Genomic DNA, 18,525 nt, shown 5'->3' with positions numbered 1-18,525 from the left:
CCTAAGGTCGGAGGATGCAGGGGGAGCGGTTCTCCGGCCGCGCGACGGCCCTCGCCACGGCGATCACCTTCGGCTGCGTCGTCGTGACCGTGCTGGCGTGGCTGCTCAACGCCTCGGCCCCGGGCGCGGCCGCCCGGTCGGCGTGGTTCTGGGTGCTGATGGTCGAGCAGTCCGTCGAGGGCTTGGCGTTCTCGACGATGGGCGCGCTCGTCGTCGCGCGCGTGCCGAACAACCGCCTGGCCTGGCTGTTCCTCGTCGCCGGGTGCACCGCCTCGCTGTACCCGCTGTTCAGCGCGACGATGCTCTACGACCTGCCCGCGTGGGCGCGGGCGGCGGTCTTCGTGCCGTGGCTGGGCACGAACTTCCTCAACATCGTGGTGTTCCCCGCGCTGGCCCTGTTCTCCCCGGACGGTTGGCTGCCGGGGAAGCGGTGGCGGGCGATGCTGGTCGCGCTGCCCGCCATCGCGGTGTTCGACCTGTACGCGCTGCTGAACTCGATCCCGCTGACCGGCAGCCTCATCCCGGCCGCCGTGCACGAACCCGGTCAGGGCTGGCCCGGCATCGGCCTCGTCCGGATCGCCGTCGCCGTGCACCAGGTGCTCTGGGCGATGTGCCTGTACTCCCTGTACGCCAGGGGCAAGCGCGCGGGTGGCCTGGCGCGTAGGCAGAACCGCGCCGGGCTGGCGATCTACCTGCTGATCTTCGTGGCGTACTCGGTGGAGATCTGGTTCGCGCGGGGCTCCTTCGTCTGGTTCGGGCCGACGCTGCCCGACTGGCTGTTCCTGGTGTCGCGAGCGCTGATCGCCCTGGTCGGGCTGCCCGCGCTCGGGTTCGTGCTCACCCGCACGCGGATCTACCAGCTCGATCGGGCGGCGCGAGCGACGGTCATCGCGGTCACGGTGATCGGCGGGCTGGCGCTGGCCTACGCGGTGGTGACCGCGCTGCTGTCGAGCGTGCTCCCCGGTGCGGCGTCGTGGGGAGCGCTGGTCGTCGCGCTGGTGACGGGCTTGGCGGGCTTCGGGTTGCGCGACGCGGTGCGCTTCGTGCGACGGCGGGTCGACCGGGCGTTCTACGGCGACCGCGCGGAGCCGTACCGGGTGCTGCGCGCGCTGCCGCGTCGACTCAGCGAAGGCTTGCCGCCCAACGAGATCCCGTTCGCGGTGTGCCAGACGGTGGTCAGCGTGCTGCGCCTGCCGGCCGCCGCGATCGAGGTGGAGGGCCGGTGGCTGGCGTGCGTCGGTACCTCGGAGGGGGAACCGACCGCGTTCGCGCTCGGGAGCACCGGCCGGTTGCTCGTGTGGCCGCGCGCGGGGCAGCAGGAGTTGGACGAGCTGGACATCGCGGTGCTGGAGCCGGTCGCCGAGCAGACCGCGTCGGCGATCACGGCTCTGGTGGCAGGGGCGCGGTTGGAGCGCAGCGTCGAGGAGGAGCGCCTGCGGCTGCGGCGGGACCTGCACGACGGCCTGGGGCCGTCGCTGGCCGGAGTGACGCTTCAGCTGGGGGCGGTGCGGACGATGCTGCCGCCGCGCACGGAGGCGTCGTCGCTGCTGGCGTCCGTGATGGTCCACATGAGACAGATCGTGGACGATTTCCGCCGTGTGACGAGGAATCAGCGACCGCTGTTGTTGGAGGAACACGGGTTGCGCGGCGCGCTCGCCGAGCTGTGCAGTCGTCTGTCCACATCGGACATTCCGGTGGTCGCTGAGCTGCCGGACGTGGTGCCCGCTGTGCATGAGGAGGTCGTGTTCCACGTGGCCGCCGAGGCGTTGGCGAACGCCGTGCGGCACGCCGGAGCGCGCTCGATCTCGTTGCGGATCGAGGTGACCGGGGAGTGGATCACCGTGGAGGTCCGCGACGACGGGGCGGGCATCGCGTTCGGGTCTCCGGGGATCGGCCTCGCTTCGATGCGCGAGCGCGCGGCGGCGGTCGGCGGGTGTTGTGAGATCGACAGCGGGCCAGCGGGCACGACCGTTCGCGCTGAGTTCCCTTTGGAGGGACAGTGAAATCGGCTCGCGTGGTCATCGCGGCCTCGATCAGCTTCGTGTGCCTGGTGTTGTGCGTGGCCGCGTGGGTGCTCTACGCCACCGCGCCGCCCGGACCGCCCCGGCCGCTGTGGTACTGGTTGCTGACCGGGGAGAAATCCGTTGAGGGCCTGGGTTTCGCGGTCATCGGCATGTTCCTGGTAGCGCACATGCCACGGCTGCCGTTGGGGTGGCTGTTCGTCGTGCTCGGCGTCAGCGACGCGATGTACCCGTTCCTCGGCGCCGTGCTGCGCCACGAGCTGCCGCAGGGCTTGCGCACCACCGCGTTCCTGGCCTGGCTCGTCTTCAACGTCGCGGGTGTGGTGCTGTTCCCGCTGCTGACGTTGTTCACGCCGGACGGAGTGCTGCCGGGACGGCGGTGGCGGTGGGTCTACCCGGTGCTCGGCCTCATCGCGGCCGCTCAGGTCATCGGCCTGCTGTTGATGGTGCCGGTGCCCGGCGGTCAAGCGCTCGTTCCCGGCTTCTCCGGGCTGGGCGTGCTCGTGCTGCGAACGGCGATCCTGGCGTTCCAGGTGCTCTGGGCGGTGTGCCTGGTCGCCACCTACCTGGACCTCCGCAAGCGGCCGAAGGGGTTGCGGCGCAGGCAGATCACGGTGGTGCTGACGATCTTCTCGGTCGGCTACGCCTCGTTCTTCCTGGAGATGTGGTTCACCGACCAGTCCTTCGCGCGGGCCGTGGTGACGGTGCCGGACGCGGTGCTCGACGTGCTGCGCCTGGTGATCGCCCTGGTCGGCCTGCCAGCGTTGGGCTTCGCGATGACCAGGACGCACCTGCACCAGATCGACCGGGCGGCCCGCGTCGCGGTGATCGCGGTGACCGTGATCGGCGGTTTGGTGCTGTCCTACACGCTGATCACAGCCGTGCTGTCGCGGGTGCTGCCCGGCGCGGCGTCGTGGGGCGCACTGGTCGTCGCGCTGGCCACGGGCTTGGCGGGCTTCGGCCTGCGCGATGCCGTCGGAGCGGTCCGCCGTCGCGTCGACCGTGCCTTCTACGGTGACCGCGCGGAGCCGTACCGGGTGCTGAGGGCGTTGCCCAGCAAGCTCAACGAGGGTTTGTCGGCGGGCGAGATCCCGTTGGCGGTGTGCCAGACGGTGGTCACCGTGCTGCGCCTGCCCGCCGCGGCGATCGAGGTCAACGGCACGCGGTTGGCGAGCATCGGAGCTTCGGCAGGGGAACCGACTGCGTTCGCGCTCGGCGAGACCGGCCGGTTGCTCGTGTGGCCGCGCTCCGGACAGACGTCGTTGGACGAGCTGGACATCGCGGCACTGGAGCCCCTCGTGGAGCAGACCGCGACCGTGATCAACACGATGCTGATCGGCGAGCGGTTGGAGCGCAACATCGAGGAGGAGCGGCTGCGGCTCCGCCGGGACCTGCACGACGGCCTCGGCCCGGCGCTGGCGGGCGTGACCCTGCAACTGAGCGCCGTGCGCACCATGCTGGCGCCGCGCTCCGAAGAGGCCGCGCTGCTGGAGAGCACGTCTGTCCACATGAGACAGATACTCGATGATTTCCGCCGTGTGACGAGGAATCAGCGGCCGTTGTTGCTGGAGCAGTACGCGCTCCGCGGCGCATTGGTCGAGCTGTGCCGCCGCCTGTCCACCAGTGCGACCCCGGTCGTCGCGCACATCCCGGCGGAGCTGCCGCCGCTGAGCGAGGACGCCGTCTTCCACGTCGCCGCCGAGTCGCTGACCAACGCCGCGCGCCACGCCGCCGCGACCTCGATCAGCCTTACCGTGACCGTCGAGTCGCAGTGCGTCCTGTTGGAGGTTCGCGACGACGGCAGGGGGATCGAGGAGCCGACGGGCGTTGGCGTGGGCATGGTGTCGATGCGTCAGCGCGTCGCCGCGACCGGAGGGGAGTTGAGCGTCGACACGTCGTCCTCGGGCACGGCGGTCCGGGCCAGCTTTCCCGTGCAGGCACTGGAGGTGGCACCGTGAGGATCGGGGGCTTCCGGTCCGCCAGAGCCGGCGTGGAGTACGAGGTCAGCTACCGGGCGGGGATGAGCATGCTGCCGGAGCCGACCGCCGTGCACGACGTCCCCACGGCCTACGGCTCCGTTCGCGTGTACCGCTTCGGTGCGGCGGAGGGTGCGCCGATCGTGCTGTTGCCGGGGCGCGCGGGAGCCACGGTCATGTGGCGGCCCAACATCTTCGCGCTCGCCGAGCACCGCTCGGTGTACGCGGTGGAACCGCTCGGCGAACCCGGCCAGAGCACCCAGACCGCGCCGATCACCAGCGCCGCCGACCAGGCCGAGTGGTTGTCGGCGGTGCTGGAGTCGTTGGACCTGCGCGGAGTGCACCTCGTCGGCGTGTCCTTCGGCGGGTGGCTCGCCTGCAACCAGGCCGTGCGCGCGCCGTCCCGGCTCGCTTCGGTGATCTTGGTCGACGCGGTGAGCACCTTCGCCCGCTTCTCGGCGCGGTTGGTGTTCCGGGTGGCCGTCGCCGAGGTGAGCGGCTGGCGCGCGTTCCTGAGCTGGGTTTCCGGTGGTGCCGTGATGCCGGAGGGCGATCCGGTCGGCGACGTGATCATCAGGGGGATGCGGACCTTCCGGCTCGGCACCCCGCTGCCGTCCCTCTTCTCCGACGAGCAACTGCGCGGCATCAAGCTGCCCGTGCTGGCGATCGTCGCCGGGCGCAGCGTCATGCACGACGCGGGGGTTGCCTACGCTCGTGCGAATGCCTTGGGCCCCAACCTGAATGCGGAGTTGTGGCCTGCGGCGAGCCACGGCTTGTCAGCCGAGCGGCCTGCCGAGCTGAACGCCCGCATCCTGCGCTTCGTCAACGACCACGACGGGTTCGCCGAGCCTGACTGCGACGACTCCGGCCAGGATTAGCGCGCCGCCGAGGAGCTGTGAGGTTCGCGGGACCTCGCCGAGCAGCAACCAGGCGAAGACGAGCGCCATCAGGACCTCGTTGAGAGCGACGAAGGACGCCAGGCGCGAGCCGAGCCGTCGCGTCGCCGCGATCCCGGCGACGTAGGCCAGCGCTGCGGTCACGACTCCGAGCGCGAGCACCGGTAGCCACCACGGCGCGGTGAACCCGCTGAAGGTCACGGGCGCGGTCGAGACCGTGAACGGCACGATCCCGGCCAGTCCGGCCAGCAGCAGCGCGATGCCGCCGATCAGCAGGCCACCCGCGGCGAGGACCGTGCCGGGCAAGGCGTCGTCCTCGCGCGCGGAGAGCACGAAGTAGGCGGCGGCTCCGACCATCGCGCCGAGCGCCCACAGCACGCCGACGAGGCTGACCCGGGCTCCCGAGGTCACCTCCAGCACGAGCAGCAGCCCGACCACGCCGAGCCCCGCGCCCAGCACGGTCAGCCTGGTGGGGCGCTGCCCCTTGCTCAGCCACAGCCAGCCGACCACGGCGATCGGGGCGGTGAACTCGATCAGCAGTGCGACGCCGACCTCCATGTGCGCCACCGCGTTGAAGTACGCCAGCTGACAGCCCGCGATCGCCAGCATCGCGTACACGGTGATGAAGGAAGCGTTGCGGCGTAACAGCGTCCAGCGTCCGCGCAGCTGACGCGCCGCGATCGGCGCCAGCACCACCGCGGCCAGCAGCACGCGCACCGCCACCGCTGCCGCCGACGACCAGCCCGCGTCCATCAACCCCTTGGCCAGCGGCCCGGACAACCCGAAGGTGGCCGCCGCCAGCAGCGCGGAGCCCCACCCCGTGCGCATGTCATGAGTCAAAGGCATCATGGCACATGACGGTATGGCCGGTGAGGTAATGTGTCAACGTGCTTTTCACTGATGACACCGCAGGAGCGCTGGCCGCGGCGGTCGCGCTGGTGAACTCGGCCGAGGAGCCGGACACGCTGACCGGCCTCGACCAGCTCGACGCCTTCTTCGCCGAGCACGGCTACACCGGCTCCCGCTCCCGCGACGCCGAAGAACTGGCCGAGGTGCGTGCGCTGCGCGCTCCGCTGCGGACCCTGCTGACCAGCGACCGCGACACCGCCGTGGAGATCGTCAACCGGATGCTCGCCGAGTTCCGCGCGCTGCCGCAGCTCGTCCGGCACGACGCGCTCGACTACCACCTGCACGCGGTGAGCGCCGACCGGCCGTTCGCCGAGCGGATCGCCGTGGAGACCGCGATGGCGATGGTCGACCTGATCCGCGCCGACGAGATGGGCCGGCTGTCGTTGTGCGCCAGCGACGTCTGCGAGGGCTTGGTGCTCGACCTCTCCCGCAACCGCTCGCGGCGGTATTGCAGCACCACGTGTGGCAACCGTCTCGCCGTCGCGGCCTACCGCGCACGCAAGGGGTGAGTGTTAGCGTCGTTGACGTGCAGAAACGAGAGCTTGGCAGGACTGGCAGGCAGGTCGGCGTCGTCGGGCTCGGCGCGTGGCAGCTCGGCGCCGACTGGGGCGAGGTCGATGAGGACCAGGCGCTCGGCGTGCTCTCCGCCGCTGCCGACGCGGGTGTCACGTTCATCGACACCGCCGACGTCTACGGCGACGGTCGCAGCGAACGGCTCGTCGGCCGATTCCTCAAGGGGCGCAAGGACTCCGGGATCACCGTAGCCACCAAGATGGGGCGCAGGATCGCGCCGCAGGACCCCGCGATCTACGCGCTGCACAACTTCCGCGCGTGGACCGACCGCTCCCGGGAGAACCTCGGTGTCGACACCTTGGACCTCGTGCAGCTGCACTGCCCGCCGACGCCGGTCTACTCCGCTGACGAGGTCTTCGACGGGCTCGACACCCTCGTGCAGGAGGGCCGTGTCGCCGCCTACGGCGTGAGCGTGGAGACCCGTGCCGAGGCGTTGACCGCGATCGCCCGGCCCGGTGTGGCCAGCGTGCAGATCATCCTGAACGCGCTGCGGCTCGGTCCGCTCGCCGAGGTCCTGCCCGCCGCGCGCGCCGCCGGTGTCGGCATCATCGCGCGCGTGCCGCTGGCCAGCGGTCTGCTCTCCGGCCGCTATGACGCGAACACCACGTTCGCCGACAACGACCACCGCAGCTACAACCGCAACGGTGAGGCCTTCGACGTCGGCGAGACCTTCTCCGGTGTCGAGTTCGGCACCGGCCTCGAAGCCGTGCGCCGCCTCGCTCCGCTGGTCCCGTCCGGTGCGGGCATGGCCGCGTTCGCGCTGCGCTGGATCGTCGACCAGCCCGGTGTCAGCGTGGTGATCCCCGGCGCCCGCACTGCTGCGCAGGCTCGGGCGAACGCCGCCGCCGCCGACCTCCAGCCGCTGACCGCTGAGCAGCTGGAGGCCGTGCGCGAGGTCTACGACGAGCTGATCGCTCCGCAGGTCGCCGACCGCTGGTAGGGCTCAGTCCCGCTTGGGCTCGTTGTCCCGCGATCCGCGCAACGAGCCCGGGTGGGCCTTCGCCGTGGGGTCCTTGCGCGTCTTCAGCAGGCTCGCCACGGTCACGATCACCAGCACCCCGATGATCACGCTGAGGCTGACCGGCGTGGAGATCTCCGGCACGCGCGCGTCGATGTCCACGTGCGCCCAGTGCAGCATCAGCTTGACGCCGATGAAGGCCAGGATGAGCGCGAGCCCGGTTGAGAGGTAGACCAGCCGGTCGAGCAGGCCCTTCACCAGGAAGTAGAGCGCGCGCAGGCCCAGCAGCGCGAAGGCGTTGGCGGTGAAGACGATGTAGGGCTGTTCGGTGACGCCGAAGACGGCCGGGATGGAGTCCAGCGCGAAGAGCAGGTCCACGCTGCCGATCGCCAGGAGCACGACGAACAGCGGTGTGACCAGTCGCCGCCCGTTCTCGCGGACGACGAGCTTGCCGCCCACGTAGCCGTCCGTGCTCGGGAACAGCCGCCGCGCGGTCTTCACCATGACGTTGTTCTCGACGTCCGGGTCCTCGTTGCGGTGCCGGAACAGCTGCACGGCGGTGAAGACGAGGAGCAGGCCGAAGATCAGGAACATGAAGGAGAACAGCGACAGCAGCGTGGCGCCCAGCGCGATGAAGATCGCGCGCATGATCAGCGCGAGCACGATGCCGAACGTCAGGACCTTGTGCTGGTGCTCCTCGGGTACCGCGAACGTCGTCATGATGATCACGAAGACGAAGAGGTTGTCGACCGAGAGGCTCTTCTCGACGATGTAGCCCGCGAAGTACTCCGTGCCGAAGTCCCCGCCGTGGCTCAGCGCGAACCACACCCCGAAGCCCACCGCGACCAGGATGTAGAACACCGACCACGCCGTGGCCTCGCCGAAGCCGACCTTGTGCGGCCGGACCGCCGCGACGATCAGGTCGATGGCGAGCAGGGCGACGATCAGACCGATCGTCAGGACCCACGTGAGAACGCTGATGTCGAGCATGCCGCCTCCGGCTATTTGTCGGATTCGTCCGTGATCCTAATGAAGCTCGGACGCCAACGCGCCGCGAAACGCGAGTGATCCGCGCGGCATGTTCTCTCCGCCGCTCAGCAGCGTGCGAGCTGGTCGTCGACCCTGATGTTGCGCATCGGGTTCTGATCCGGGTCCACCCACCTCGGCGGAATGAACGTCGGCAGCCCGTCTTGGAAGACGATCTCCCAGCCCTCGTCGTGCATCACGTGATGATGGTGCGAGCAGAGCAGAACCAGGTTGTCGATCTTCGTCTCCCCGCCGTGAAGCCAGTGCACGACGTGATGAGCTTCCGTCCACGCCGGGGGCCGATCACACCCCGGGAACGCACACCCCTTGTCCCGCACCGCCAATCCCTTGCGCATGGCCGGTGTCGCGGTGCGGTTGCTTCGTCCGACATCGAGTGGTCTGCCTTCGCTTCCTAGGAGGACGGGCAGGATGTTGGCGTCGCAGGCGATCTGTCGGGCGAGTCCGGCACTGATCGGGTCGCCCCAGGCGGTGAAGCCGGTGCCGAGGCTGGCCATCAGGTCGGCGTAGGAGATCGTGACGATCACCTGCGGCCGTGCCCCGCCATGCGTTGGCAACGCTTTCGCCGTGAGGGCAAGGTCGACCACTTCCGCGAAGGCATCCGCGTACCGCTGCTCGGTCGTGCGGTCGTCTCCGGCGCGTTTCTTGGCCAGGGCGTGCAGCAGGGCTTGGATCTTCTGCCCGGTCAGGGTGTCGAAGCTGCCGATGAGGTGCAGGTGGCCGTGTTCGTTGGTGCCCATCTTCACCGACCGCTGCGCCACCCCCTCCTTCTCGTCCCGATACGTGCCCTCCGGATCGATCGTGGCCCGCGCGACCTTCGCCGCGTACATCAACTGTCGAGGATTCAACCGGGGTGCGTGACGGCAGAGAACCTTCTCGACCTTCTTCGCCTTGTCGGCAGGGACTTTCTCGACGGTGTTGGCGATGATCTGCGCATGCCGCACGCTGATCTTCCCCGCGTGCAGCTTCTTCCGGGTTCTGTCCAACCCCGGCAACCGTTGCACCAACTGACTACGCCGAGCCGCGTCCTCCGGCGCGATCTTCAAAGTGGTGCGCAACAAGACTGCCAGGTCCTTACAACCCTGACGTGCGGGCACACCCTGCGCTTCCGCTTCGGCCGCGACCTCGATCGCCGAAGCGGTCACAATGTTGATGAGCTTCTCGTGCTCACGCAGACAATCCAACAACCCATCACCGGTCAACTTGTAGGCATCCCGCTCACGAAGATGAGCCTGCAACGATGCGATCAAACCCTTGGTATCAAACAACTTTCTCCCCCTCTTCTCCCTCCTTCCATTGTCCCAAATGCGAAGATCGACATCCTCTCCCCATAGGGTGAACACGTTGCGTGACAAGGGGTTCGTCGACTTCGTCGACCTCACACGCCCAGGCGTCCGCCACGCCGAGAACGCAACCCCCGCGAAACGTAAGCCGCGCAACAAACCGTCGGCTTTACCTGGGGTGCGCGTGCCATACGCTCGCGCGGGGGCCGGTGTTTCATCACCGTGCCGCCCGGCCCTTTTCGGCACGCGCAAGGGGTCCCCAGGTCAAGCCGACCCCACGCAGCAACCCCCGCGCCCCCAAGACCAACCGCACCCGCCGCAGATACCGACACCAGCTGGAAGCCCAGCCGTCCCCGACCAAGGATGCCCAGCATCACGACAACGACAGCGTCGAGACACAACCAGGACACGCCCCCGCAAAAGATGCGGAGTCCCGCCAACTCCAACCAGCTTCCAGTCGATTGACTTCCCCTTCCGCGGCAACGGTTCCTTGACACCCGTGCTCCGCCGCCCGATATTCCGTGGTGATTTCCCCGAGCACGAAGGAGACCGCCATGAAACTCCTCAAGCGCCTCGTCCGCCGTCGCCGGTTCGCGTCGCCGGGCTACTACGCCTATCCGGCTGTGTGATGAACCCGCGTGCGGCGGCCCTGTCCGCGGCCGCCGCACGGTCGGGTGCGGAGGTCGAGCCCGGGGTCTGGCTGGTGACCGATCCACTTGCCACGGAACGGCTTCTCGCGAGCAAGGCGGCGCTGGCTCCGCGCGGCGATCTGCGCACGGAGGTGACGTCGTGGGGGTCGGACGGGCTGGCGACGTGGATGGCGGTCCGCCGGGCACTGCGACCGCTGCTGTCAGCGACGGTCGAGACCGTCGAGCCGGTCGAGAAGATCAACAGTGGCGTGGTCGACGCGATGGGCGAGGCTGTTCGGCTGGTGTCGGCGATCAATGTCCGCCACGTGCTCGGTGAAGCGGCGCCGGGGCTCTCCTCCCTGGTGGACAAAGAACTCAGGTCGCGGCGAAGGCGGGCGCAGCGCGCGACCTTCGAAGCGATTCGGCAGCACGTCCGCGTCAGCGGCACGGGATTTCCCGCTCATCTCAGGGAACACGGCTTCGACGAGCGCACGATCACGCTGGCCGTGCGCACGATGTTGTTGTCCAGCCACAACGTTCCGGGCGCGGCGCTCGCGTGGTGCTTCCACGAGGTGTCGACCCGCCCAGACGTCCAAGAGCGGGCGCGTGCGGAATCGCGGTTCTGCGAAGCGGTTGTGCGCGAGGTGCTGCGCCTGCATCCGCCGGTCTGGCAACTGCCCCGGCAGCTCGCCGAGCCGGTCGGCGACTACCCGGCGGGCGCGACGTTGTTGTTCAGCCCCTACCTCAACCAGCGCGACCCGAGCGCGTTCGCCGAGCCGGACGAGTTTCGGCCGCAGCGTTGGCTTTCGGGTGCTCGTCCAGCCTCCGGGAGTTACTTCCCGTTCGCGCTCGGACCACGTTTCTGCCCCGGTTCGCAGCTCGCGCTGACCGAGCTGACCGTCATCCTCAGCACGGTGCTCCAGTCACATCGGCTTGTGCCCCACAGGGCTCCCGTTCCCTCGCGCGGCGTCCTGCACGCGCCGCGCAAACTCCGCATCTGCGTGGAATCGTGAACGTGTCTGCGTTTCGCATGCTCGGAGGTCCTTCTTGCGAAGGCTCGATGGCGCCGCCAGAGCATCCGAACGAGCCCTAGTCTCCTGGGGCATGAGACGCATCAGCAAGATCGCAATGAGTGGTGTCGTGGTCGCGAGCTGCCTGCTCGTCGGCTCCCCGGCTTCGGCATCGGGGGCGGTTCCGTGCCTCGCGGCGCGCGACTCACGGGGTGTCAGCCTCGTGTGCAGCTCCGGCGTCTACGGCGTCATCGCCGTCTGCCCGCTCCAGGGTCCACTCACCGGGAAACCGAAGACGGTGAAGAGCAAGGTGCGCAGCGACGGCAAGGTGGTCGAGGCGAACTGCCCGACCGGCTACTACCTGCCGAAGCGGGGCAACGTCGTCTACCTCTGGGGCCCGAAGAAGCCCGCGCCCATCGAGATCTAGTTCGACTCGTCGGAATCGGGAGACTCCAGGAACAGCCGCGCGACCACCTCGTCGGCCACCTGCTTGGCACGATCCTCGGACATGCCGCGCTGCAGGGCTGCCTCCTGCACTCTCCGCCACACCTCGGCGAGCTGGTCCTTGGACAGCGGCGGGATCACCACGGGCGCCGAGCGCTTGCGAAAGACTTTGCGCAGCAACGCCTTCGCGCCCTTGGCGGTGCCGTCGACCGCCGCGCCCGCCGCCTTCTCGGCGATCTGCTCCATCACCAGCCACACCACCGGCGTCACCATGACGACGATCTCACCGAGCCCGAAGCCCAGCGGGTCCCGGCGGTTGCCGCCCCGGCGCAGCCGCCGGACGACGGTGGCGTCGTCGAAGAGCACGAGGCCGTCCACGACCGGCAGTTCCTCCGGCGCGACCTTGGCCACCACATCGCGCACCACGTCTCGAACGGCAGCTGAACCCATGCGTCCACGATGACGGCACGCGCGTCCGTTGTCGACAACGAGTCGGCAACGGCGATCATCCACAGTGGACGGGCGCTGGCTGTCTCCTGGTCAGGAAAGCGGCCGCTGCCAGGGAAATCACGATGACGACGACGCCGTACACGTCCGCGGTCGCGGCCAGGCCGAACGAGGTCGCCGCCGCGCCGGCGGCGATCGCGGGCAGGCTGAAGGCAAGGTAGTTCACCGTGTAGATGGTTGCGAAAAGGGCGGCGCGGTGCTCCGGGGCGGCGAGTGCCGCCGCTGTCGCGAACGCGCCGAGGAAGGAGAACCCGAACCCGAGGCCCGATACCGCGCTGCCGAGGAACAGAGTTCCGAGTGAGCCGGAGTGCAGCCCCACGAGGGTCAGCGCCAGGCCCAGCGCGAGCCCGAGCGCGCCGGTGATCATCGCCGACCGGGGCTCCCGGCCGCGCGCCAGCACTGAGCCGACCGCGGCGCCGATCATCAGCGTGCACACCACGGCACCGCTCACGAGGTGGTCGCGCAGGTGCAGGACCTCCGCGACGAGCGACGGCCCGAGCGACAGGTAGAGCCCGGCGACGCCCCACGTCGCGGCGAAGATCGGAACGGTGCCGAAGAACGTCGCGCGCCCGGCGACCGGCACCGCCAGCCGAGGGCGGAGCGACGCGAGCGCTCCTGGACGCCGCGTCGAGGTCTCCGGCACGAGCGCGATGCCCGCCGTCATGAGCACCGTCACCGCGATGAGCGGCACGAACACCAGCGTCGTCGGCGCGGGTGCGTGTTCCACGAGCAACCCGGACCCGAGCGCGCCGAGACCGAGGCCCAGGCCGGGCACGGCGCTGGTGACCAGCGACGCGAGCCCGGGCCGCCGCGTTGGCTGCACGTCGACCAGCCCGGCGGTGATCGCTCCCGTCGCGGCACCGGTCGCCAGACCCTGGAGCACGCGCGCGAGGAGCAGCCAGCCGACGCCGTCCGCGCTGACGAACACGATGAGCGCGACGAGCTGGACGGCGAGCGAGGCGAGCAGGACGGGGCGCCTGCCGACGTGGTCCGACACCGCGCCGACCGTCACCAGCGCGGCCAGCAGCGCCAGCGCGTACACGCCGAACACGACGGTCAGCGTCGTCCCGGTGAATCCCCACTGTGCTTGGTACACAACGTAAAGCGGCGACGGAGCCGCGGCGGCGGCCATGAAGGTGAACAGGGTCGCCGCAAGGGTCCAGAACGCGAGGGCTCGCGTCATGCCCGCCTCCTTAAAGCAAACATCTTGGCTTTCTCGACGCTACGGCACGTCGGCGACTAAAGCAAAGGGCTCTGCGTTAAGCTCGTCGCATGGCCACCACCCGTCGTCCCGGCGGTCGCAGCGCGCGCGTCCAGGCCGCGGTGCACCGCGCCGTCACCGAACTCGTCGTCGAGCGCGGGGCGGACCAGGTGACGATCCCGGCCGTGGCGGAGCGCGCCGAGGTCAACCCGACGACGGTCTACCGCCGCTGGGGGACGATCCCCGCGCTGCTCGCCGAGGTCGCCGCGGCGGCGGAAGGCGGAGCGCCCGCGCCGACCGGGGACCTGCGCGCGGACCTGGCGGACTTCGCCGAGTGGACACTGGTGGACCTCTCCCGCCCCGGCGGTATCGCGTTCTTCCGCGCCGAGGTCGCCGCCGATGTCGACGACCGCAGGGCCGGGCTCCGGGAATGCCTGAGGCGCACGAGCGCCACCATCGAGGCCCTGCTCGACCGGGCGCGCGAAGCCGGTCACGAACCGCCGACGCTCACCGAGGTCGTGGACCGGGTCGTCGCGCCGCTGTACTTCCGCGTCGTGTTCTCCGTCCCCGGGACCGACGCCGCCTACGCGCGGCATTTGGCCGAATCTGTTTCGGGAGCACTTGAACCCAGTTGACCGATGGCGCGATTTTTCTTATGCGCCAACAACTCTGTGGGTCGCTGGCGCTGCGGCTGCGTGATTGTGCTGAACTTTTCTCACGTTAACCGGAATCAGGGTTACGGTCCGCGTGCCACCTTTCGGACAAAGGAGAAATCGCATGCGTGCTCTGATGGTTCTCGGTGCCAGTGCCGTTCTCAGCATTGGCCTGATGGGTGTCGCCTCGCCGTCCGCCGAGGCCCTGCCGACCGGGTGCAGGACGGGGAAGCTGATGGAGGTCGGGATGTCGGACTGCTCCGGTGGCACCGGGCTGCACCGCGCCCGCGCGGTCTGCAAGAACGGCTCGGTCGTCTACGGCGCCTGGGCTCGGGTGCGCATCGGCTCGCTGGCGTTCTGTCCCAATGTCGGCGCCGACTCGGTCAGCAGCGTCTCGGTCGAGCTGCGCGACTGACCAGCGCGAGCAGTTCGTCGACCGACCACTGGTCGTACGCGTGCTCGCCGTGCTTCTCGGCGAGCACGCGGCCGTCCTGGTCGATGAGGAAGTCCGCGGGCAGGCCGAGCCGCCCGCCCTCCTGCTTGGCGGCGGGCGGCCGGAACTTCCCCAGCAGTGTGAACGCGGTACCGCTCAGGATCGCGCCCCACGTCTTCGGGTGCAGTAGCGCGCGACGGCCCGCCTCCACGCCGAACTCCCGGTAGTAGCGCCGTTCCGGGTCGGCGATCACCACGAACGGCAGGTCGTACTGGCGCAGTTCGTCGGCGGGGGAGTGGAAGAAGACCACCTCGCGGACACCCGCGGCGGTGATCTCATCGTGCCGCAGTACCACCGAGCGCAGGTGGAGGTTGCAGATCGGGCAGCCGGCGAAGCGGCGGAACTGCAGGTGTACCAAGCGATCCGGGTCGGGGACGCGGACGCGCTCTCCGGAGACGGCGATCAGTTCACGCGCGGTGACCTCGTGCACGGGCTCACTCCTCTGTAGGCGTGCGATGTACGCCTACGACGGTATGCGCGTATGTTGTACGCTGTCAAACACCATGCCTCGACCCCGATCCCTGACCTCGGAACAGATCGCGACGGCCGCGCTGAGCGTGCTCGACCGTGACGGTCTCGACGGCCTGTCCATGCGCGCACTCGCCCAGGAGCTGGGCATGGGCACGATGTCGCTGTACCGCTACGTCAGCGATCGCGGCCAGGTGGAGGAACTGGTCGTCGACCTCGTGCTCGGGGCGGTGGACACCGAAGCCCCCCGTGGCGCGGCGGCGAAGCGGCTCACCGTGCTCGCCGATCGCGTGCGCGTCGCGGTGTCCGGCCATCCAGCGGTCGTGCCGTTGCTGCTGGTCCACCGGCACAGCTCGCCGAGTTCGCGCCGCTGGGGCGAGGCGGTGCTGACCGTGCTCACCGATGCGGGGCTGACCGGAAAGCCGCGAGTGATCGCCTTCCGCGCGGTGCTCAGCCAGGTCTTCGGCGCGCTCCAGGTCGCGCACTTCGGCCCGCTCTCCGGGCCCGGGACCGCCGCGCTGGCGGAGCTGCCGGCCGAGGAGTTCCCCTTGCTCTCCGAAACCGCCGCGCGCGCCAGAGCGGTCGCGCCGGAGGAGGAGTTCCGCAAGGGCTTCGAGATCGTGCTGCGCGGACTCGGTATCAGCTGAAACTCGCACGGTCGGCAGGTGGAACCCAGTGGCGTGCGGGGTCCAGTGGCGTGAAGTGCTCCTCGACGTGCCGGACGAGCGTCGGCAGCGCGGGGTGCGGGTGGTGCCGGTTCAGCAGCAGTGACCACGGGTAGACCGGGATCGGCTTCACGATGGGGATCTGGACGACGTCGGGGTACCACGGCACCCGCATCCGCTCGGCCGCGAAGGCGAACCAGTCCGTCGACTCGCTCAGCCGTTCGAGCAGGTGGTCGAAGCCGAAGTGCGGGCCGGAGGTGTCGATCCTGATACCCAGTTCCTCCTGGAACGCCTCGTAGTAGTCGGCCCACTCGCTGCCGGGCTGGTTGTCCGGCATCCACGCCGTGCCCCCGGCCAGCTCCGCCACGGTGACGGCGGGCCGCTTCGCCAGCGGGTGCTTGCGCCCCACCAGCAGGTGCAGAGGTTCGAGGTAGGCCGGGTGGTGCGCGACGGACTCGTCGAGCGTGCCGATCACGCGGGCGAACGCCGCGTCCACACTGCGATCGGCAAGGGCCGGTCGTGCGTCGCGAAGTCCTTGGGAGGTCACGATTTCCACCTCCACGCCGGTGGCCTGGTAGAACTCCCGGACCAGCTCGGTCGAGGCCAGCCAGGTGTGCAGCACGTCGATCCGCAGCGGTCGTTTCCTGGCTCGCAGCGCCGCCGTCGCCTGGTCTGCGATCGTGAGCAGCGCGCGGGCGTGCGGCAGGAACGCGTCGCCGTCGTTGGTGAGGCTCGTTCCGCTGCTGCGCGAACGGTGCAGCAACGTCGTCGCCAGGTCGTCCTCCAGCCGGGCGATCCGCTTGGACACCGCCTGCTGGGAGAGCCCGAGCCGCATCGCGGCCTCGCCGAAGTGCCGCTCCTCCGCCACCACGACGAACGCGCGCACGGCGCCGAGGTCCAGCTCCATGGTCACTCCTGGTGGTTGTCAGCGCCGTGTGCCGGTTGTTGGACGACCGCTCTGCGAGCGGGTTCCAATGCCCCGGCGCTGAGGAACCTACAACGAGGGGGAGTGACCGGGGTGGACACCTTCGTGCACCTGCACGTGCACACCGAGTACTCGATGCTGGACGGTGCGGCGAAGATCGCTCCGTTGTTCGCTGAGGCGCAGCGGTTGGGTATGCCCGCGGTGGGGATGACTGATCACGGGAACATGTACGGGGCGGATCAGTTCTATCAGCAGGCGAAGAAGTTCGGGATCAAGCCGATCATCGGTATTGAGGCGTATATCGCGCCGACGTCTCGTGGTCATAAGAAGCCGGTGTTCTGGGGTGAGCCGCACCAGCGTGGTGATGATCTTGCTGGTGGTGGTGCGTACACGCACATGACGATGGTGGCGCGGAACTCGGCGGGTTTGCGGAATCTGTTCAAGTTGTCGAGTTTGGCGAGTATCGAGGGTTATTATCGTAAGCCTCGGATGGATCGGGACATCATCGCGCAGTACGCGGAGGGGATTGTCGCGACGACGGGGTGTCCGTCGGGTGAGGTGCAGACGCGGCTGCGGTTGGGTCAGGAGAAAGAGGCGATCCAGGCCGCGGCGGATTATCGGGACATTTTCGGGGCGGAGAACTTTTTTCTGGAGTTGATGGATCACGGTCTGGACATCGAGCGCCGGGTCCGTGAGGGTTTGTTGAGGATCGGTAAGGATCTGGGCATTCCGCCGTTGGCGACGAATGATTCGCATTATGTGACGAAGGATCAGGCTGACACGCATTCGGCGTTGTTGTGCGTGCAGTCGGGTAAGACGTTGAATGATCCGAACCGGTTCAAGTTCGACGGTGATGGCTATTACCTGAAGTCGGCCGCGGAGATGCGGGCGATCTGGGACTCCGAGGTCGAGGGGGCGACGAGCAACACGTTGCTGGTCGCGGAGATGGTGGAGCCCTACGACGACGTCTGGGCCTACCACGACCGCATCCCGCTGTTCCCGGTCCCGGACGGCGAGACCCAGGCGACGTGGCTGCACCACCAGGTGCTGGAGGGCCTGCGCTGGCGCTTCCCCGACGGCGTGGCGGAGGCCTATGTCGAGCGCGCCGAGTTCGAGCTGGACATCATCGCGCAGAAGGGTTTTCCCGCGTACTTCCTGGTCGTGGCCGACCTCATCCACCACGCCAGGAAGATCGGCATCCGCGTCGGGCCCGGTCGTGGTTCGGCGGCGGGGTCGCTGGTCGCGTACTCGCTGGGCATCACCAACCTGGACCCGATCCGGCTCGGCCTGCTGTTCGAGCGCTTCCTCAACCCCGAGCGCACGTCCATGCCGGACATCGACATCGACTTCGACGACCGCAGGCGCGGCGAGATGATCCGCTACGCGACCGACAAGTACGGCTCCGACAAGGTCGCCCAGGTCATCACCTTCGGCACGATCAAGACGAAAGCCGCGATCAAGGACTCCGCGCGTGTCCACTATGGACAGCCGGGCTACGCGATCGCCGACCGGATCTCCAAAGCACTGCCTCCTCCCGTCGCGGCGAAGGACATCCCGCTCTCCGGCATCGTCGATCCCAAGCACGAGCGCTACGGCGAAGCGGCCGAAGTGCGCGCACTGGTGGAGAACGACGCCGAAGTGGCGAAGATCTTCGAGACCGCGCGCGGCCTGGAGGGGCTGATCCGCAACGCTGGCGTGCACGCCTGCGCGGTGATCATGTCCTCGCAGCCGCTGATGGAGTCCATCCCGCTGTGGCGCCGCGACGACGGCTCGATCATCACCGGCTGGGACTACCCCTCCTGCGAGGCCATCGGCCTGTTGAAGATGGACTTCCTCGGCCTGCGCAACCTCACCGTCATCGGCGACGCCA

General features: G+C 69.0%; 18 protein-coding genes. 11 read left to right on the top strand and 7 right to left on the bottom strand.

Annotated elements, in window-relative coordinates; all coding sequences use genetic code 11:
* Nucleotides 1-14: 14 nt before the first annotated feature.
* Genes CCN37_RS29685 through CCN37_RS29675 form a run of 3 tightly spaced genes read left to right on the top strand, consistent with a single transcriptional unit; the run spans nt 15 to nt 4,875 of the window.
* Nucleotides 15-2,003 (top strand): sensor histidine kinase, encoded by a 1,989-nt coding sequence (locus CCN37_RS29685; protein WP_086827162.1) that lies wholly within the window; start codon nt 15-17, stop codon nt 2,001-2,003.
* Entirely contained in the window at nt 2,000-3,979 is a 1,980-nt protein-coding gene (locus CCN37_RS29680; protein WP_086827160.1) for an ATP-binding protein, read from the top strand. Before CCN37_RS29685 ends, CCN37_RS29680 begins: the two co-directional genes overlap by 4 nt.
* On the top strand, nt 3,976-4,875 hold the full coding sequence (locus CCN37_RS29675) for an alpha/beta fold hydrolase (protein WP_086827158.1): 900 nt from the start codon (nt 3,976-3,978) through the stop codon (nt 4,873-4,875). Before CCN37_RS29680 ends, CCN37_RS29675 begins: the two co-directional genes overlap by 4 nt.
* Here CCN37_RS29675 and CCN37_RS29670 read toward each other — a convergent pair.
* On the bottom strand, nt 4,774-5,721 hold the full coding sequence (locus tag CCN37_RS29670) for a DMT family transporter (RefSeq protein WP_210408276.1): 948 nt from the start codon (nt 5,719-5,721) through the stop codon (nt 4,774-4,776). The two genes, CCN37_RS29675 and CCN37_RS29670, sit on opposite strands and share 102 nt — an antisense overlap.
* A gap of 59 nt (nt 5,722-5,780) precedes the next feature.
* Here CCN37_RS29670 and CCN37_RS29665 point away from each other — a divergent pair, with 59 nt between their 5' ends.
* Nucleotides 5,781-6,311: a CGNR zinc finger domain-containing protein gene (locus CCN37_RS29665; protein ID WP_086827153.1), complete on the top strand. Its 531-nt coding sequence runs from the start codon at nt 5,781-5,783 to the stop codon at nt 6,309-6,311.
* 17 nt (nt 6,312-6,328) lie between these two features.
* Complete coding sequence (locus tag CCN37_RS29660; RefSeq protein WP_086827151.1) at nt 6,329-7,315, top strand: aldo/keto reductase; 987 nt, start codon at nt 6,329-6,331, stop codon at nt 7,313-7,315.
* Nucleotides 7,316-7,318: 3 nt separating this feature from the next.
* Here the strand turns inward: CCN37_RS29660 and CCN37_RS29655 are convergent, their stop codons facing one another.
* Together CCN37_RS29655 and CCN37_RS29650 are read right to left on the bottom strand one after the other, a co-directional pair.
* Nucleotides 7,319-8,323 (bottom strand): TerC family protein, encoded by a 1,005-nt coding sequence (locus tag CCN37_RS29655; RefSeq protein ID WP_086827149.1) that lies wholly within the window; start codon nt 8,321-8,323, stop codon nt 7,319-7,321.
* A gap of 104 nt (nt 8,324-8,427) precedes the next feature.
* On the bottom strand, nt 8,428-9,732 hold the full coding sequence (locus CCN37_RS29650; RefSeq protein WP_168200923.1) for an HNH endonuclease signature motif containing protein: 1,305 nt from the start codon (nt 9,730-9,732) through the stop codon (nt 8,428-8,430).
* Between the two features lie 556 nt (nt 9,733-10,288).
* On the opposite strand from CCN37_RS29650, the gene CCN37_RS40210 reads away from it, so the two are divergent.
* Together CCN37_RS40210 and CCN37_RS29640 are read left to right on the top strand one after the other, a co-directional pair.
* The gene (locus CCN37_RS40210; RefSeq protein ID WP_168200922.1) at nt 10,289-11,302 is read left to right on the top strand and encodes a cytochrome P450; all 1,014 of its coding nucleotides are present in this window, start codon (nt 10,289-10,291) and stop codon (nt 11,300-11,302) included.
* A gap of 91 nt (nt 11,303-11,393) precedes the next feature.
* Nucleotides 11,394-11,726 (top strand): hypothetical protein, encoded by a 333-nt coding sequence (locus CCN37_RS29640; RefSeq protein WP_086827145.1) that lies wholly within the window; start codon nt 11,394-11,396, stop codon nt 11,724-11,726.
* Here the strand turns inward: CCN37_RS29640 and CCN37_RS29635 are convergent.
* Nucleotides 11,723-12,193 (bottom strand): hypothetical protein, encoded by a 471-nt coding sequence (locus CCN37_RS29635; RefSeq protein ID WP_086827143.1) that lies wholly within the window; start codon nt 12,191-12,193, stop codon nt 11,723-11,725. The genes CCN37_RS29640 and CCN37_RS29635 overlap by 4 nt on opposite strands.
* Before the next feature lie 55 nt (nt 12,194-12,248).
* Nucleotides 12,249-13,433: an MFS transporter gene (locus CCN37_RS29630; protein WP_086827141.1), complete on the bottom strand. Its 1,185-nt coding sequence runs from the start codon at nt 13,431-13,433 to the stop codon at nt 12,249-12,251.
* Nucleotides 13,434-13,522: 89 nt separating this feature from the next.
* On the opposite strand from CCN37_RS29630, the gene CCN37_RS29625 reads away from it, so the two are divergent.
* Together CCN37_RS29625 and CCN37_RS29620 are read left to right on the top strand one after the other, a co-directional pair.
* Nucleotides 13,523-14,086 carry a TetR/AcrR family transcriptional regulator gene (locus CCN37_RS29625; protein WP_086827139.1) on the top strand — a complete coding sequence of 188 codons (564 nt, stop codon included), beginning with the start codon at nt 13,523-13,525 and terminating at the stop codon, nt 14,084-14,086.
* Between the two features lie 142 nt (nt 14,087-14,228).
* The gene (locus CCN37_RS29620; protein ID WP_086827137.1) at nt 14,229-14,519 is read left to right on the top strand and encodes a hypothetical protein; all 291 of its coding nucleotides are present in this window, start codon (nt 14,229-14,231) and stop codon (nt 14,517-14,519) included.
* On the opposite strand, the gene CCN37_RS29615 is transcribed toward CCN37_RS29620, so the two are convergent.
* Nucleotides 14,488-15,027 carry a peroxiredoxin-like family protein gene (locus CCN37_RS29615; protein WP_086827135.1) on the bottom strand — a complete coding sequence of 180 codons (540 nt, stop codon included), beginning with the start codon at nt 15,025-15,027 and terminating at the stop codon, nt 14,488-14,490. The two genes, CCN37_RS29620 and CCN37_RS29615, sit on opposite strands and share 32 nt — an antisense overlap.
* Nucleotides 15,028-15,100: 73 nt before the next feature.
* On the opposite strand from CCN37_RS29615, the gene CCN37_RS29610 reads away from it, so the two are divergent.
* Nucleotides 15,101-15,712, top strand: a complete 612-nt coding sequence (locus CCN37_RS29610; protein WP_086827133.1) for a TetR/AcrR family transcriptional regulator — start codon at nt 15,101-15,103, stop codon at nt 15,710-15,712.
* On the opposite strand, the gene CCN37_RS29605 is transcribed toward CCN37_RS29610, so the two are convergent.
* A complete protein-coding gene (locus CCN37_RS29605) occupies nt 15,705-16,637 on the bottom strand; it encodes a LysR family transcriptional regulator (RefSeq protein WP_086827131.1) in 933 nt (310 codons plus the stop codon). The two genes, CCN37_RS29610 and CCN37_RS29605, sit on opposite strands and share 8 nt — an antisense overlap.
* Nucleotides 16,638-16,790: 153 nt before the next feature.
* Here CCN37_RS29605 and dnaE point away from each other — a divergent pair.
* Nucleotides 16,791-18,525, top strand: a 1,735-nt coding sequence (gene dnaE, locus CCN37_RS29600; protein ID WP_246843387.1) for a DNA polymerase III subunit alpha, incomplete at its 3' end; no start/stop codon positions are given.

It is taken from the genome of Allokutzneria sp. NRRL B-24872 (assembly GCF_002155965.1).
In the GTDB taxonomy this organism is placed as follows: domain Bacteria; phylum Actinomycetota; class Actinomycetes; order Mycobacteriales; family Pseudonocardiaceae; genus Allokutzneria.
Note: the sequence above shows the minus strand (reverse complement) of the source record. Positions and strands in the feature narration are given on the sequence as shown.

Excerpts from the sequence above, each read along its gene's own strand:
- CCN37_RS29670 (WP_210408276.1), bottom strand. The coding sequence starts at position 5,721 with ATGCGCACGGGGTGGGGCTCCGCGCTGCTGGCGGCGGCCACCTTCGGG.
- CCN37_RS29630 (WP_086827141.1), bottom strand. The coding sequence starts at position 13,433 with ATGACGCGAGCCCTCGCGTTCTGGACCCTTGCGGCGACCCTGTTCACC.
- CCN37_RS29625 (WP_086827139.1), top strand. The coding sequence starts at position 13,523 with ATGGCCACCACCCGTCGTCCCGGCGGTCGCAGCGCGCGCGTCCAGGCC.
- CCN37_RS29640 (WP_086827145.1), top strand. The coding sequence starts at position 11,394 with ATGAGACGCATCAGCAAGATCGCAATGAGTGGTGTCGTGGTCGCGAGC.
- CCN37_RS29655 (WP_086827149.1), bottom strand. The coding sequence starts at position 8,323 with ATGCTCGACATCAGCGTTCTCACGTGGGTCCTGACGATCGGTCTGATC.
- CCN37_RS40210 (WP_168200922.1), top strand. The coding sequence starts at position 10,289 with ATGAACCCGCGTGCGGCGGCCCTGTCCGCGGCCGCCGCACGGTCGGGT.
- CCN37_RS29605 (WP_086827131.1), bottom strand. The coding sequence starts at position 16,637 with ATGGAGCTGGACCTCGGCGCCGTGCGCGCGTTCGTCGTGGTGGCGGAG.
- CCN37_RS29685 (WP_086827162.1), top strand. The coding sequence starts at position 15 with ATGCAGGGGGAGCGGTTCTCCGGCCGCGCGACGGCCCTCGCCACGGCG.
- CCN37_RS29620 (WP_086827137.1), top strand. The coding sequence starts at position 14,229 with ATGCGTGCTCTGATGGTTCTCGGTGCCAGTGCCGTTCTCAGCATTGGC.
- CCN37_RS29610 (WP_086827133.1), top strand. The coding sequence starts at position 15,101 with ATGCCTCGACCCCGATCCCTGACCTCGGAACAGATCGCGACGGCCGCG.
- CCN37_RS29635 (WP_086827143.1), bottom strand. The coding sequence starts at position 12,193 with ATGGGTTCAGCTGCCGTTCGAGACGTGGTGCGCGATGTGGTGGCCAAG.